The 15517-nt window shown below is 46.8% G+C and carries 15 protein-coding genes; 5 read left to right on the top strand and 10 right to left on the bottom strand.

Annotated features, from left to right (window positions below; translation table 11 throughout):
- Positions 1–31: 31 nt before the first annotated feature.
- The 5 genes from FC34_RS00835 to FC34_RS00815 all read right to left on the bottom strand — a co-directional run bounded on the left by FC34_RS00835 (position 32) and on the right by FC34_RS00815 (position 4996).
- Positions 32–2149, bottom strand: coding sequence for a heavy metal translocating P-type ATPase (locus FC34_RS00835; RefSeq protein WP_169790017.1), 2118 nt, complete (start codon positions 2147–2149; stop codon positions 32–34).
- Positions 2139–2591: a CopY/TcrY family copper transport repressor gene (locus tag FC34_RS00830; RefSeq protein WP_057893486.1), complete on the bottom strand. Its 453-nt coding sequence runs from the start codon at positions 2589–2591 to the stop codon at positions 2139–2141. Before FC34_RS00830 ends, FC34_RS00835 begins: the two co-directional genes overlap by 11 nt.
- 116 nt (positions 2592–2707) lie before the next feature.
- The gene (gene ptsP / locus FC34_RS00825; protein ID WP_057893485.1) at positions 2708–4432 is read right to left on the bottom strand and encodes a phosphoenolpyruvate--protein phosphotransferase; all 1725 of its coding nucleotides are present in this window, start codon (positions 4430–4432) and stop codon (positions 2708–2710) included.
- A complete protein-coding gene (locus FC34_RS00820; RefSeq protein WP_057893484.1) occupies positions 4432–4698 on the bottom strand; it encodes a phosphocarrier protein HPr in 267 nt (88 codons plus the stop codon). The genes ptsP and FC34_RS00820 overlap by 1 nt, the downstream gene beginning before the upstream one ends.
- A gap of 106 nt (positions 4699–4804) precedes the next feature.
- Positions 4805–4996, bottom strand: coding sequence for a hypothetical protein (locus FC34_RS00815; RefSeq protein WP_057893483.1), 192 nt, complete (start codon positions 4994–4996; stop codon positions 4805–4807).
- A gap of 231 nt (positions 4997–5227) precedes the next feature.
- On the opposite strand from FC34_RS00815, the gene FC34_RS00810 reads away from it, so the two are divergent.
- The 3 genes from FC34_RS00810 to FC34_RS00800 all read left to right on the top strand — a co-directional run bounded on the left by FC34_RS00810 (position 5228) and on the right by FC34_RS00800 (position 8965).
- Positions 5228–7468, top strand: a complete 2241-nt coding sequence (locus FC34_RS00810; protein WP_338034506.1) for an ATP-dependent Clp protease ATP-binding subunit — start codon at positions 5228–5230, stop codon at positions 7466–7468.
- A gap of 135 nt (positions 7469–7603) precedes the next feature.
- Entirely contained in the window at positions 7604–7891 is a 288-nt protein-coding gene (locus FC34_RS00805; protein WP_057893481.1) for a DUF1827 family protein, read from the top strand.
- Positions 7892–7915: 24 nt separating this feature from the next.
- Positions 7916–8965 (top strand): MucBP domain-containing protein, encoded by a 1050-nt coding sequence (locus FC34_RS00800; RefSeq protein WP_057893480.1) that lies wholly within the window; start codon positions 7916–7918, stop codon positions 8963–8965.
- 52 nt (positions 8966–9017) lie between these two features.
- On the opposite strand, the gene FC34_RS00795 is transcribed toward FC34_RS00800, so the two are convergent.
- The 3 genes from FC34_RS00795 to FC34_RS00785 form a co-directional block, all read right to left on the bottom strand.
- Positions 9018–10595, bottom strand: coding sequence for a peptide chain release factor 3 (locus FC34_RS00795; RefSeq protein ID WP_057893479.1), 1578 nt, complete (start codon positions 10593–10595; stop codon positions 9018–9020).
- 123 nt (positions 10596–10718) lie between these two features.
- Entirely contained in the window at positions 10719–12053 is a 1335-nt protein-coding gene (locus FC34_RS00790; RefSeq protein ID WP_057893478.1) for a hemolysin family protein, read from the bottom strand.
- Positions 12054–12145: 92 nt separating this feature from the next.
- Positions 12146–13312, bottom strand: coding sequence for an AI-2E family transporter (locus FC34_RS00785; RefSeq protein WP_083479189.1), 1167 nt, complete (start codon positions 13310–13312; stop codon positions 12146–12148).
- 61 nt (positions 13313–13373) lie between these two features.
- Between FC34_RS00785 and FC34_RS00780 the strand changes: the two genes are divergently transcribed.
- On the top strand, positions 13374–13805 hold the full coding sequence (locus FC34_RS00780) for a GNAT family N-acetyltransferase (protein WP_057893477.1): 432 nt from the start codon (positions 13374–13376) through the stop codon (positions 13803–13805).
- A gap of 54 nt (positions 13806–13859) precedes the next feature.
- Complete coding sequence (locus FC34_RS00775) at positions 13860–14354, top strand: hypothetical protein (protein ID WP_157052197.1); 495 nt, start codon at positions 13860–13862, stop codon at positions 14352–14354.
- Positions 14355–14388: 34 nt separating this feature from the next.
- On the opposite strand, the gene FC34_RS00770 is transcribed toward FC34_RS00775, so the two are convergent.
- Positions 14389–14904, bottom strand: a complete 516-nt coding sequence (locus FC34_RS00770) for a hypothetical protein (RefSeq protein ID WP_057893475.1) — start codon at positions 14902–14904, stop codon at positions 14389–14391.
- A gap of 19 nt (positions 14905–14923) precedes the next feature.
- Complete coding sequence (gene ntdP, locus FC34_RS00765; protein ID WP_057893474.1) at positions 14924–15463, bottom strand: nucleoside tri-diphosphate phosphatase; 540 nt, start codon at positions 15461–15463, stop codon at positions 14924–14926.
- Positions 15464–15517 lie beyond the last annotated feature (54 nt).

The raw sequence follows: 15517 nt of genomic DNA, 5'->3' as shown, positions 1-15517 counted from the left end.
GGCGGTAAATAAAGTCCTGATAGTAGTCCAGTTAAGCACGCTTCAAACGTAAGGCCAATGCATTGAAGGCGACCACTACGGTTGACATTGACATCAAGACAGCACCGACGGCTGGACTGAGCACGAAGCCGATTGGCGCCAAAATACCTGCTGCCAGTGGAATCGCTACAATGTTATAACCTGCACCCCACCAGAGATTTTGAACCATTTTCCGATTGGTGGCCAGGGCCAACTTGATGAAATTCAAGATGTCATAAGGATCGCTGTGCACAAGCACAACGTCAGCGGAATCGATTGCCACATCAGTACCTGCACCAATCGCAATCCCAACATCCGCCTTGGCAAGACTTGGCGCATCGTTCACGCCATCACCGACCATGATGGCTTTGCCTTGGGCTTGGTAATGATCCAGCCACTTCACTTTGTCCTCAGGAAGCAATTCAGCCTGGAACTCGTCAATCCCCAAATTCTTGGCTGCTTGAGCTGCCGAGGCCTGATTATCACCCGTCAACATCACTGGAATGTAGCCCAGTTGTTTCAATTCTTGAATGAACGCCACACTGTTTGGTTTCAACTGATCGCCCTCAGCAATAGCGCCAATCACCTGTTGATTTAAGAGTAGATAGGCCACGGAATTGCCAGCTGCGCTCCAGGCTTGATTGTCTTGGGCGGCATAAGCTACCTGGTTATTGTCTAAATACCGCGCATTGACGATTTGATAGGATTGTTGCGCAATTGTGCCAGTTAAGCCCACACCTTTTTGAACCGAGACGTCGGTAGCAGCTGGTAGCGTCAACTGCTTGGCGACTGCGGCACTCACAATGCCTTTAGCCAACGGATGATCGCTGTGAGTTTCTAACGCGGCAAACAAGGCTAAAATTTGGTCTTGGGACTGGTCATTGGTATAACTTTGAACCGCATTGACATCGAAATTGCCTTGGGTTAAGGTTCCCGTCTTGTCCATCAAAACATATTTAACCTGTTTAACTTCTTCAATCGCTTGCCGATTACGGACCAACAAGCCGTTTTGGGCGGCAATGCTCGTACTGCGTGCAATCACCAATGGAATGGCTAACCCGAGCGCATGCGGACAGGCAATGATGAAGACCGTGACCATTCGCTCAAACGCCACGCTCAGCCCTTCTGGTAACCACGCAATAAAGGCAATTAACCCAATGATTAAAGCCGCGTAGAACAACCAACCGGCCACGCGATCAGCTAAGCCTTCAGCGTGCGATTTAGCCTGCTGGGCGTCACTGACCATTTTCATCACTTGCGCCAAATAGCCACTTTCTCCGGTGCCGGTGACTTTCACTTCAATCACCCCATCACCGTTGACCGAGCCGCCAATTACTTTGTCGCCAGGCGCTTTGGCAACAGCCTTGGCTTCCCCTGTCACTAATGACTCGTTAATGGCACTTTGCCCACTGCTAATCTCACCGTCAACTGGAACCTGCTCGCCCGCTAGAACTCGCACGACTTGGCCGACTTCAACTTGCGCCAGCGGCATGTCCATTACATGATCTCCATGAACCACGTGGGCTTGACCAGGTAGCAAAGCAGCCATCTTTTCAACGGCCGACCCAGCGGCCATCACCGAATTCATCTCAATCCAGTGACCTAGAAGCATGATGACAATTAACGTGGCTAATTCCCAGAAAAAGTCCATGACATGGCGATTAGGATTAATAAAATGATTGGCAATAAACGCATAGAGGGAGTACCCATAAGCGACCGTGATCCCCATGGCGATTAAAGTCATCATCGCCGGCTTGCGCGACTTCAATTCGCTCACCGCACCAGTTAAGAATGGTCGTCCGCCATAGAAGTATAAGAAAGTCGCGAGCACCATCACCACCCAGTCAGAACCCGGAAATGTCAGCGGCAAAGCGACACCAGCGATGCTGAGATCCATCCCCATAAACGGTGACAGCAGCAGCACCGGAATCATCGCGATAAAACTAACCCAGAACAATTGCTTAAGATTGCCCATGTGCATCATATCATGTCCCATTCCAGACATATCGTGGTCCATCTGAGACATATCGTGATCCATGCCTGCCATAGCATGGTCCATATTAGCCATACTGTGATTCATTTGTTGGTGATTATCCATAGGTTTCATCTGATCGTCGTTGTTAGTTGCCATGATTCGTCATCTCCTCTGCATCACAATCTTCTGGTAAACAATTACATGGAACGGTGAGTGGCGCGTCAACAGCCAGCATCGCCAATTGAGCCTGCAACTGGGCAATATCACTTTGGGACAATGTGACATGCTGCAAGAGATGATCGATTGTAGTTCCCACCTTCATCTCACATAGATGATCAAACAACGCCTGGACCGTTTGATCCATCGCTGACTGTTCCGGAATTGTTGCCGTATAGAAGAATTCTCGGCCCTGCTTTTCAGTCGCCAACGCCCCCTTCTTCACTAACCGACCCAGAAAAGTCTTTGTGGTCGCGGCTTTCCAACCCATTTTCTCACTCAGAATTTCAACCAGTAAATGACTTGAAACCCCTTTGAGTGTCCAAATGACACGCATGACTTCCCATTCTGATTGCGATATTTCTGCGGTTAAAGTTTCCATATCAGCCTCCATTTACACTTGTAAACTACATTTAAATATTACAATTGTAAACGTCAGGTGTCAACATTTAAGCACAAAAAAACCGCCGAAATCGAAATTTCAGCGGTAAATTGAGACTATTGGCCTGTCGTCTTCTTAACTAAGGCAGCATTGTCATCATTGGAGATATTTTCATTTAAAGCAACGTCAGCCATCTTAGCCATATCGGCAGTTGATAAACGTTTCATCAGACTGCGAATTTTCAAGACAGAAGTTGCCGACATTGAGTATTCATCTAAGCCCATGCCTAATAAGATTGGCACCATGATTGGGTCACCAGCGGCTTCCCCACACATGCCTGCCCACTTACCTTCTTTGTGTGCTGCATCAATAACATTCTTGACTAAGCGCAAAATTGAAGGATTGTATGGTTGATAGAGGTAAGAAACATGTTCATTGCCCCGATCAGCAGCCATAGTGTACTGAATCAAGTCATTGGTCCCGATAGAGAAGAAGTCAACATGCTTAGCGAATTGATCAGCCAAAACAGCCGCAGCAGGAATTTCAATCATAATCCCTAATTGGATGTCATCACTGACTTTAACGCCATCTTTTTGTAAGTTGGCTTTTTCTTCAAGGAAAATCTTCTTGGCTGCTTCAAATTCCTGAATCGTCGCAATCATTGGGAACATGATCCGCAAGTTCCCGAAAGCACTGGCGCGCAGGAGTGCGCGCAGTTGCGTCCGGAAGATATCTTGACGATCAAGACTAATCCGGATAGCCCGGTAGCCCAAGAATGGGTTATCTTCTTCAGGTAATGGCAAGTATGGCAAGTGCTTGTCGCCGCCGATATCCATTGTCCGTACAACAACAGGCTTTGGATTCATGGTTTCAAGAACCTTCTTGTACGCTTCGAATTGGTCATCTTCAGTTGGTAATTCGGCAGAATCCATGTACAAAAATTCTGTCCGGTACAAACCGATACCTTCAGCCCCATTGGCTAAAACGCCATCAAGGTCCTTTGGTGTCCCAATGTTAGCGGCAACATCATAATGCTTACCATCAGCAGTAATCGATGTCGCTGTCTTCAAGGTCTCCCATTCAGCCTTCTGGTCAGCGTAAGCTTTCGCTTCTTTGTTGAATTCAGCAATATCAGCATCACTAGGATCAACAATGACTTCACCGGTTAAACCGTTAACGCCAAGCATTTGGCCTTCCTTCACACTTTCGGTGATGGATTGCGTACCAACGACAGCAGGAATTTCCAATGACCGCGCCATAATAGCGGAGTGCGCAGTCCGACCACCGATGTCGGTGACGAACGCCTTGACAAATTTCTTGTTTAATTGCGCTGTATCGCTAGGCGTCAAATCGTGCGCCACAACGATGACTTCTTCATTAATCAAAGCTGGATTAGGTAATGTAACACCTAAAAGGTGAGCTAACACCCGAGTTGAAACGTCTCGGACGTCAGCTGCCCGTTCTTGCATGTAGGCATTATCTGTCATGGCTTCGAAAGTCGCAATAAACATATCTGAAACGTCTTTTAAAGCAGCTTCAGCATTTTCTTTGTCATCCTTGATTTTGCTTTCAATGGCGCCAGTAAATTCTGGGTCTGCCAGAATCATCATGTGGGCATCAAAAACTTGAGCTTCTTCTTCCCCAAGGGATTCAGCAGCTTTTTCACGGATAATCTTTAATTCATCGTTACTTTGCGACAATGCCGCGTGCAAACGGTCGATTTCTTTTTCTGGATCATCAATAGAAGACTTAGAAAATGACAAATCGGGTTGCACTAACATGTAGGCTTTCGCGGTTGCGATGCCATCGCTAGCAGCGATCCCTTTCAGTGTCGTTGTCATTAGTTAGCTAAGCCTTCCTTTTTCATGGTGTCTTCGATTGCAGCAATAGCATCGGCTTCGTCAGCGCCTTCGGCTGTGATTGTCACATCAGCACCTTGGCCAACACCTAAGCTCATAACACCCATGATAGACTTCAAGTTAACTGACTTACCCTTGTATTCAAGGTTAACATCTGAGTTAAACTTAGAAGCTGTTTGAACCAACAATGTAGCTGGACGTGCGTGAATCCCTGTTTCTGCAACAATATTAAAATCGCGTTTTTCCATGAGTATCTGCTCCTTTAAATAGATGTGTTCACCCGCGACCGAATGGGCCCCGGTTTCTTGTAAACCTTACCATTTTTAGCGAATATGGACAACCCTTTTTGTTAATTTAGCGGGTTTCATTCGATTGGTAGTGGTAAATAATTTCGCCATGCCGTTTGGCAGTCCCTACAATCTCCTTGCGGGCTGGATAATTGGTCCATACCGCACGGAAAGCCATAAAGTCTTCTGGGGCAACGGTGATTTCATCAATTTCGCCAGACCTGAGTTGGTCCAGTAATTGCCCGTAATCTTGAGTCATCTTCTTTGCCACCTTTCTGTGGTTAAGGTTACCATATTATATAGATGGAAAGCTAAGCTAATCCGTTGTAAGACACGCCGATAAAAAAATTCTTAAAAAATTAGCACTCTTAGGTGTCGAGTGCTTGATTTTTATTTTTGTGGGTGTATACTATTTTCAAGGTCAAGAAAGGTCAAATGAAAGACGACTTATTGCCCGTTAATTTTTTCATAGAAAGGTTGTGAGCAACCATTGCTTTGTGAGAATTGTCATCAAAATCCAGCCACGATTCACTTAATGATGAATGTGAATGGTGAACGGCAAACGATTGATCTTTGCCAAAGCTGCTACCAACTTCTCAAGAATCAAGCAGGAGGCACTATGAATCCAACAAATGCAAATAACGATCCCTTTGGCTTCAATAGCTTGGATGATATCTTCCGTGCGATGAACCAAGGTATGGATCAACAAGGACAACCTTCCGAACCCCAACGGCCAGCTACTCAAAGTGGTCGCAACGGTGGCGGCGGACGGCGTAACAACAATGGCCGAAAAGGCGACGGTTTACTCGGCCAATTTGGTGTTGATTTAACTGAACAAGCTCGGCATGGCGAAATCGATCCCGTCATCGGACGTGATGAAGAAATCGCGCGTGTCATTGAAATTCTCAACCGGCGGACCAAGAACAACCCTGTTCTTATTGGTGAAGCTGGTGTTGGTAAGACGGCGGTTGTTGAAGGTTTGGCTTTAAAGATTGCTAATGGCGATGTGCCAGCCAAACTCCAAGATCGTCAAGTTGTGCGTTTGGACGTGGTTTCTCTCGTTCAAGGCACTGGTGTCAGGGGTCAGTTTGAACAACGGATGCAACAATTAATGGATGAATTGAAGAAGAACAAGAATGTCATTCTGTTCATTGATGAAATTCACGAAATCGTTGGCGCTGGTAACGCTGAAGGCGGTATGGATGCAGGAAATGTGCTTAAGCCTGCCCTTGCTCGTGGCGAACTCCAACTTGTTGGGGCCACAACCAACAACGAATATCGGACGATTGAGAAAGACTCTGCTTTAGCGCGTCGGCTTCAACCCGTCCAAGTTGATGAACCGACTGTTGATGAAACCGTTGAAATCTTGAAGGGTCTGCAACCGCGTTATGAGGATTATCATCACGTGCGTTACACCCCACAAGCGATTAAGGCAGCAGCAACGCTTTCTAATCGTTACATTCAAGATCGGTTCCTGCCAGATAAGGCCATCGACTTGCTCGATGAAGCTGGTTCACGCAAGAACTTGACGATTACAGCTGTTGACCCACAGACCTTGCAAGACAAGATTGCTAACGCTGAATCTCAGAAACAAGCCGCTTTAAAGGCTGAAGATTATGAGAAAGCTGCCTTCTATCGGGACCAAGTCACCAAGTTACAGGACATGCAAAAGCATGAAGAAACTGTGGCTAAGGAAGACATGCCAACTGTCACAGAAACTGACATGGAAAAGATCGTTGAACAACGAACAAATATTCCTGTTGGTGAGTTAAAGGCTCAAGAACAAGCCCAATTGAAGAACTTGGGTCCTGACCTTGAAGCCCACGTGATTGGTCAAGATCCGGCCGTTGATAAGGTTGCTCGGGCCATTCGCCGTAATCGGATTGGTTTTAACAAGACTGGGCGCCCGATTGGCTCCTTCCTGTTTGTTGGCCCTACCGGTGTTGGTAAGACGGAATTAGCTAAGCAATTAGCCAAGGAACTCTTTGGCTCTGAGGAAGCGATGATTCGCTTTGACATGTCTGAGTACATGGAAAAATTCAGTGTGTCTAAGCTCATCGGTTCGCCTCCTGGTTATGTTGGCTATGAAGAAGCTGGCCAATTAACCGAACAAGTTCGGCGCAATCCTTACAGCTTGATTCTGTTGGATGAAATTGAAAAGGCTCACCCTGACGTGATGAACATGTTCTTACAAATCCTTGACGATGGTCGTTTGACGGATAGTCAAGGTCGGACGGTTTCCTTTAAGGACACGATCATTATCATGACATCAAATGCTGGGGCAACCGATGCTGAAGCCAACGTTGGCTTTGGTGCCATTTCTTCTGGCACGACTCACAGTGTGATGGACCAGTTGGGTAACTACTTCAAGCCGGAATTCTTGAACCGTTTCGATGACATTATCGAATTCCAACCACTCAGCAAGGAAAGCTTGTTGAAGATTGTTTCATTGATGGTTGCAGAAACTAACGCCACTATCCATGACCAAGGATTGGAGATTCATGTCACCGAACCTGTCAAAGAGAAGCTTGTGGAGCTTGGGTTCAATCCTGCTATGGGGGCACGGCCATTGCGTCGGGTCATCCAGGAGCAGATTGAAGATCGGGTCGCAGACTTCTATCTTGATCACCCGACCGCTAAGCAATTAGAAGCCCGCATCAATAACGGCGAAATTGCCATTACTGAAGCCGCTAAGGTTGAAGCACCATCAACAAAAGAAGATAAAGCTTAATTTCAAAAAGCACTGACAATTATGTCAGTGCTTTTTTTGTGGTCAATGCCAAATGCGACCGTTTTCGTTAGGCAAGTGACACCGTTTGCTTTATAATATAACCATAGCCTTGTATTGAAGAAAGGAGCGACCTTTATGCGTTTGATTGATGTCACGAACAGCTTTGCAAATCTGGTGTCGCAACAACTCGCTCATACCGATGCTCAAACTGTGCATGTCTATTCTCTTGGTCAGACCACAGTCATTTTCACAAAGGCACAAAATCATTCAGAACTGTTACTCACTAACGAAAAACGTAACATTCAAAAAGCGGAAGTCGCTTTTGCGATTGAGAAACTCACTGATTTAAATAGTGATCAGGTTTCCGTCATTTATGGACCAAAGCTCGCGGAGATTTCAATTCCGCAAACCCAATCTGCCTAATCACGGCCAAAGGAATTGTCCCCTATGAGTTTATTGCAACGTCTCCGCCGGTGGTTACGCCCAAATCGTGACCAACCGGTCGTCGTCCACAGCACAGCGGCCGAACCAGTGCCACACGCCCAACCAAAGCCGCAACCGGCAGCTCCAGTTGCGCCTGAGCAAACTGGCATTGCTGAAGCTCGCGCTAGTATCAGCGTTTATTATCAAGATCGATTTACTGAATCAAACCTCTTGCCGCCGCAACTTTTTACCGCTGAAGTTGGGGCGCCTTTTGAGTTGACTTGGCACCAGCTTCCTGGTCGATTGCTTTCTGAAGTTGTCGGTTTCACCGATCATTTCATCAATGGCAAGCAAAAAGTCATTCTGTATTATGAAGAAAGCCTTGCGGCGCCGGTCATCGTTTATCATCGCGACACCAACCATCGGCTAATCGCCCCGCCAGAATATTTACTGGGCAACATCAACGCAGCTTTTACCGCTGAAGCATTACCCGACCAACGCCAACACGTCCAGGATAAGCCAGAACAACGCGGCATCTTCACTGATACCAGTCAGACCATTACTTTCACTTACGAACTCAATCAACTGGAATCAAATCCAGCCCCGACTTCGACCTATGTGCATCTAGATAAGGCAAAAGCCGTGTTTGAGCAACCGCAAGCCGAGCAGCCTTTAGCCACATTATTGCCCGCGGGATCCGTCTGGCAAGTCTTCATTCTTGCTCGAGAAACAACCAATGGCACCATGTGGTTGAATGTTGGCGGCAATAGCTGGCTCACAGCAAGCGATACAACCTTGCAAGACCACAACCCATACATCTTGCCAACTCCCAGTTTAGATCAACCACAACTGCATTTCGAATCACAATCCAGTCCCTTTGCGCATGCGGCAGTGATTGATGGCCCGAGTGCCGGGACAATGCAGTGGGACGCTCCTTACGGACAACGCCTGACACGGCTGGCTAATGGCACGAAGGTTGCCTTGCTTGAAGAGCGCGCGTTTGCCACCAGTCTGTGGTATCAACTGCAATCTGGCAATTGGGTCCAGGCGGAATATCTCAAGATTAAATACTAAAAAGCACAAACAACTCCTCAATTCGGGAATTGTTTGTGCTTTTATTTTTGGCTTAGAGCTTAGCGGTCAATGTCACATCAGGGTACTTGTCCACGAACCATCGTTCAGCATATTGATTCTCAAAGAGGAATAACGGGGCACCGGCTAAATCCTTCACCAGCAAGTTCCGCGAGCTGCTCATCTTTTCATCCAACTGCTCTGGATTAATCCACCGGGCAATCCGAGAGCCGATTGGCGTCATCACCACTTCAGAATTATATTCATGCGCCATCCGGTATTGGAACACTTCAAACTGCAGTTGACCAACCGCACCGAGAATATAGTCATCAGTACTATACGTCCGATAGAGCTGAATCGCCCCTTCTTGCACCAGTTGTTGCATCCCTTTGTGGAAGGACTTTTGCTTCATCACGTTCTTGGCCGTCACCCGCATGAATAACTCCGGCGTGAATTGTGGCAATTTCTCAAACTGAATCGCTTGTTTACCTTGATAAATGGTATCGCCGATTTGGAAGTTCCCAGTGTCATATAAGCCGACAATGTCACCTGCGACCGCGGTCGTCACTTGTTCGCGGCTGTCGGCCATGAATTCAGTGGAATTATTTAGCCGCATGGGCTTCTGCGTCCGATTGAGGGTGACATCCATCCCGCGTTCAAACTCGCCAGAGGCAATCCGCACAAACGCAATTCGATCGCGGTGGGCAGGATTCATATTGGCCTGAATTTTGAAGACAAAACCAGAGAATTCTGGCGCGGTCGGCATGATTTCATCGCCCGCTTCCGTCTTATGCGGACCGGGTTCTGGCGCATACTCAACGAAACTGTTGAGGAATGTTTCCACCCCAAAGTTAGTCAGTGCTGACCCAAAGAAGACCGGTGTTTGGTCCCCACGCATAATTTTCTTTAAATCAAATTGATTCCCGGCATCACTGAGTAATTCAATGTCGTCGAGAGTTTGGCTGTAAATCGAATCCACACGTAAAGGCTGATCTTCAGCAATGTTACCTGTCTCGTCAAGCGGTAAATACCGTTCGCCGTCCTCATTAGGTCGGTACAATTCAACCCGGTTGTTGGCCCGATCATACAACCCTTCAAGCCCCTTACCCATCCCAATGGGCCAGTTCATGGCATATCCTTCAATACCCAGTAATTCTTCGAGCTCAGCAATTAAGTCTAACGGTTCCCGCCCATCTCGGTCGAGTTTGTTCATAAAGGTGAAAATCGGAATACCGCGTTGCTTGACAACTTGAAAGAGTTTCTTCGTCTGAGCTTCAATCCCCTTGGCTGAGTCAATCACCATGACGGCTGCATCCACCGCCATCAAGGTCCGATAGGTATCTTCTGAGAAATCTTCGTGTCCCGGGGTATCCAAGATGTTAATTCGTTTGCCTTGGTAGTCAAACTGCATCACTGAACTGGTGACGGAAATCCCACGCTGCTTTTCAATTTCCATCCAGTCAGATTTGGCAAAATGCCCCGACTTCTTCCCTTTAACAGTCCCGGCTTCACGAATCACCCCACCAAAAAGCAGCAGTTGTTCAGTAATCGTGGTTTTCCCAGCATCCGGGTGAGAAATAATCGCAAACGTGCGCCGCTTGCTGACTTCTTGTTTTAATTCATTTGGTGTCATTGATTAGTAATCCTCTCTACAATCGCAATCTTCTCGCATACAAAAAGCTGGTGCCTCATCATGGCCACCAGCTAATCGTTAGCGACGCGTCTCTAACAGTATAATAGAAAACCCAAACGCTGCCTAGTCGTCCGACGCGACTGCTTCGGTCTTAGGCGTTATTTTTAAATGTAAGTTAACGAGCCGCGAGCCCTGGACTTCACCAGTAATTAACGTCAGGTGATCATTAATCGCCACTGATTGTTGTTGATGATTACCCGGGATCATCCCAATTTGGGCAATCACATATCCTGCAATCGTATCAACATCGGCCGCGTTCAAATCTGTTTCAAAAAGTTCATTGAAATCATTGATGGGCATCCGTCCGGAGATGATGTAGTCATCATCGGCCACCTTTGTGTACAAAACTTCAGTTTGGTCGGATTCGTCATCGATTTCCCCAACAATCTCTTCAATTAAATCTTCAATTGTGACTAAGCCGACCACGCCACCATATTCGTCCAGCAAAATCGCCATTTGGCGTTGCTTGGCGCGCATTTCAGTCAATAAATCATCGACAGTGATTGTTTCAGGGACAAACCATGGCTCAACCATAATGTCGCGGATATGCAATTGACCAAAGCCCTGCTTACGAGCATCTTTCAGCAAATCCTTGATATGAATCAAGCCGACGATCTTATCTTTGTCGTCATCAAACACAGGAATTCGGGAGTAAATTTCGCCTAAGATGGCGTCAATGTTTTGTTGGTCTGGATCGTTAATATCAATCATGAAAGCATCGGTCCGGGGTACCATCACCTCACGCGCCATCGTCTGGTTTAATGAAATAATTCCCTCGAACATCTCGTATTCATCCGGTTCAATTGCCCCAGTTTGCCGCCCTGTTTCAATGACCGAAACCATCTCGTCACGAGTCATATTGTCTTGATCCTGATTAAACTCGATTGGCGTCAGCTTCATTAATAAACGAGTTGAGGCAGACAGTAACCACACGAATGGGCGCAAGAGCCACCCGAGCACCCCAATCGGCCCAACGGCGAATTTCGCCACTTGTTCCTTCATTTGTAAAGCCAATTGTTTGGGATACAGCTCCCCAAAGACCAGAGAAATGTAGGATAACCCAATCGTAACCAGCACGATGGCACCTTCATGAGCCCAACTTGCATTACCAAAAATTGTTTGGACCCGACCAGCTAGGGTCGTGGCTGCCGATGCTGAGGCAAAGAACCCCGCAAATGTAATCCCCACTTGAATCGTGGCCAAGAAGTTAGCGGAATTGGCCATGACCTTAGCCACCGCCGCAGCGCGCTTATCCCCCTGTTTAGCTTGCAATTGCATCCGTGATTGACTCAATGATACCAGTGCAATTTCCGTGGCAGCAAAAAACGCATTAATAAGCGTTAATACTACAATCAGAATCAACTGGCCCCATAACGCACTATCCGGGTCGGCACCCATAATCTCAACACAATCCTTTCGTTACGCGTCTAGTGACACAAAATGCCGGATAAACCAATGCTTATCCGACATTTTTTACTGACTCGTCTGTTTTATTTATGTATTAGCATATCAGAATCATCTGACTTCTTCAAGTTATCATCGCCACCACCACCCGGTAAAATCTGGTTTTTGGTTTGCTGATGAAACCGATAGAGTTCATAGAGATAGCTGACGATCGTTTTAACAATTGCATAAACCGGGACCGCCAGAATCGTGCCTAATAACCCATACAAATTCCCCGCGACCAACAATAAAATGATAATGGTCAATGGGTGGATGTCGAGAGAGCGCCCAATCACGTTGGGGTAAATCAGGTTCCCATCAGTCATTTGGACAATGATTACGACCACGATGACCAGCGCGACTTTAGTCCAACCCTGGGTCAAGGCAACCCCGAGAGCTGGGATGATGCCCAGATAAGGGCCAAGGTAAGGGATAATCGTGAAGACCCCAGCAATGAAACCAAGCAGGAATGCGTACGGCATGCCGATGATTAAGTAACCAATGAACGTGAACGTCCCAACGAATAAACATTCAATCGCTTGCCCGGCAATATAGTGGGACAGGGTGTCATTCATCCGATCAAAGATTGTTGCAATTTCTTCGCGATACTTATCAGGAACAATTCGCTGAATGCTAGGCACTAGTTTCTCGCCATCCTTGAGCATGTAAAACAGTAGGACAGGAATAGTAATCGCGCCAATCATTGCGCCAGCAACAGAACCAATGACGCCAGGAAGACCTTCGGAGAAGCTACCGAGAACCTGAGAGAGAATCTTGGCGGGTTGTATATTAATGCTATTAATATACTTGCCAACGTTTAATTGTTGATACCAACTATACTTGCTGGCCTGTGAAACGAAAGTCCGCAGTTGCCGATAGGCATCCGGTAAACTGGTGACTAATTGACTAACCTGATTAATCAGGTTTGGAATCACCGCGGCAATAATCAGAGCAATTGCCGCAATGAAGACCGCAAAGATAATCAAAATCGCAAAGCCGCGACTAATATGCAACTTGCCCAGCAATTTTACCAACGGATTCAGCAAGTAATACAAGAACCCAGCGGCAATAATTGGGATTAGTAAGGTTGAAAAGAAGGTACCAACTGGTGTAAAAAGAAACGAGACGTTTGAAAGACCAATGATTAGGAACACAATGATAAGTGCTTCAAGAGACCAATACATCAGCCTGGAGTGCCGTAATTTATCGAACATAGTTGCCTCCATTGGGATAATCTAGTGTCATCATACCAAATTTCAGGAAGAAGTGTTGCATATGCAAATCGAAATTACCACTGATTTAACGAGTCCGATCTATCAGGATAGTCTCGCTATTCGGCGTGCTGTCTTTGTTCAAGAACAAGGCGTCCCAGAGAATCTTGAAGTTGATGAAGATGAAGCTCACGCAATCTACTTTGTCGGCTACCTCGATCATCAAGCGGTCGCAACCGCGCGTCTGCTACCTGATGCCGACGGGTTTCATGTGCAGCGAGTCGCCGTTGCTAAGGCTTTTCGGAAGCAACATCTTGGCCAGGCCCTGTTGGCGGCGATGACAGACTATGCCCGCCAACAACAGGCTCATCATCTCAGCCTAAACGCGCAAGTATCAGCAGTTGGTTTCTATCAGCGGCTGGGCTACACGCTGACGGCCAAGCCTGAATTTCTTGATGCCGGCATCAAGCACCGCCAAATGCGCCGGGACCTGTGAATTAGCGCTAAAGTTCCTACCTGATTATGCTATAATATGGCCAACGGAGGTCGAATGATGACAAATCGGCGAGCAACTTTAATTTTCATTTTCTTATTCATAATTCCTTACATTGCAGCCCAACTCATGATTGGGATTGCGTACAACGCCCTGGTGTGGCATAGCGATAGCTTATGGCGCACGTTAGTCGGATCTTTTGTGGGCGCGGTTATCCTCTATTTCGCCAAAATTCCCTTAGAACATCCGCTGAGGATTCTGGGTAAATATACGACAGTGCAATTCATTCATTATTCAGTGCGCTTCTTCATGTTACAAAGTGCCAAATGGTGGAAACAAGCCCTTAATTTTGTGATCGATTTTGCAATCGCGATTGCCTCCACATACTTACTGCGGGAAATTTTCCCGGGTGCAGCCGGTAAGAGTATTCTCATGGGCACGCCCATGGGATGGACGATTGCGTTGCTCTTTATCTCGCTGTGCATTGGGGCTTACATTGATTTTGACGCGTTATCAGTCATCCCAAATACCACTGACATCGAAAACGATTAAAAAAACGGCATCCCCAAGGGATGCCGTTTTTGTGTTATTCAACTTCATCGTAGCCTTCCAACTGATCCTCATTAATGTACAAAGTATAGATCACCTTCTCGACCTCACCATTGTCATTTAACGGATACTGTTCGAGGAAGTAAGGATGATCGGTTTGGCCGATATGGCTGGGTAATGGGTACCCCGCCTTTTCAATGACTTCAAGTCCTTTATTAAAGTTCATTTCCACTGGAAAAGCACTAGTTAATCGTGAAGCTGGCTTCTCTGCTTGGCCACCAGTCGCGGCTGGCAACGGCAACACTTGCAAGCCTTCAGGTACGGTGACATCCATGGGGACAACACTTCCCACCCAATATTGGAAAGTTCCAAATGGTGAGAAAACCAGCAGCGTTGTTCGATTCGGAGTTTCTGCTAGTTCATCCAATTGGTCAAAATAGCCGGCCGCGGTGAAATCTTGCCAGGCTTGTTCATACGTGCCGAGCTCGTCACTGCTCTCAGGCATAAAGACCCGCCCAAAGAATTGCTGCGCTGGTAATTGTTCAACAGCCATTATAGTGCTCCTTTCGTTTCTAGTTTTCTTTGTGAGATAACTGCAAATAGCGGTTGTACCACAAATCAATATAGGCCTGTGAAAAAGGCCCTTTCCCGTGATTAATCCAATCAACCAATACCCGGACATTAGCTTTGAGAATTTTGTCAGTGGTTGCAGGATAAGCCCATTTGCGGCGATGCTGTTCGTATTCGTCAACATCGAGCAGCCGTTTCTCGCCGTCTGGGAACACCTTCACGTCAAGATCGTAATCAATGTACTTCAGCGCCTCTTGATCCAGAGTAAAAGGGGTCGCTAGATTGCAGTAGTAGGAAACGCCACCTTCGCGAATCATGGCGATAACGTTGAACCAGTAATGCCGGTGAAAATAGACGATGGCTGGTTCGCGCGTCAGCCAGCGTCGCCCGTCAGATTCAGTGACCAAAGTGTGGTCATTGACACCAATCAACGCGTCATCACTGGTTTTTAACACCATAGTGTCCCGCCAGGTCCGGTGAAGACTCCCATCGTGCTTGTAACTTTGGATGGCGATGTAGTCGCCTTCTTTTGGAATTTGCATATATGAACCAGCTTTCAGAAAATCTCTTGTCTCGTCGATTATATCAAACTTACA

Origin of the sequence: Lacticaseibacillus brantae DSM 23927 (assembly GCF_001436115.1) — a bacterium.
Lineage (GTDB): Bacteria > Bacillota > Bacilli > Lactobacillales > Lactobacillaceae > Lacticaseibacillus > Lacticaseibacillus brantae.
Note: the sequence above shows the minus strand (reverse complement) of the source record. Positions and strands in the feature narration are given on the sequence as shown.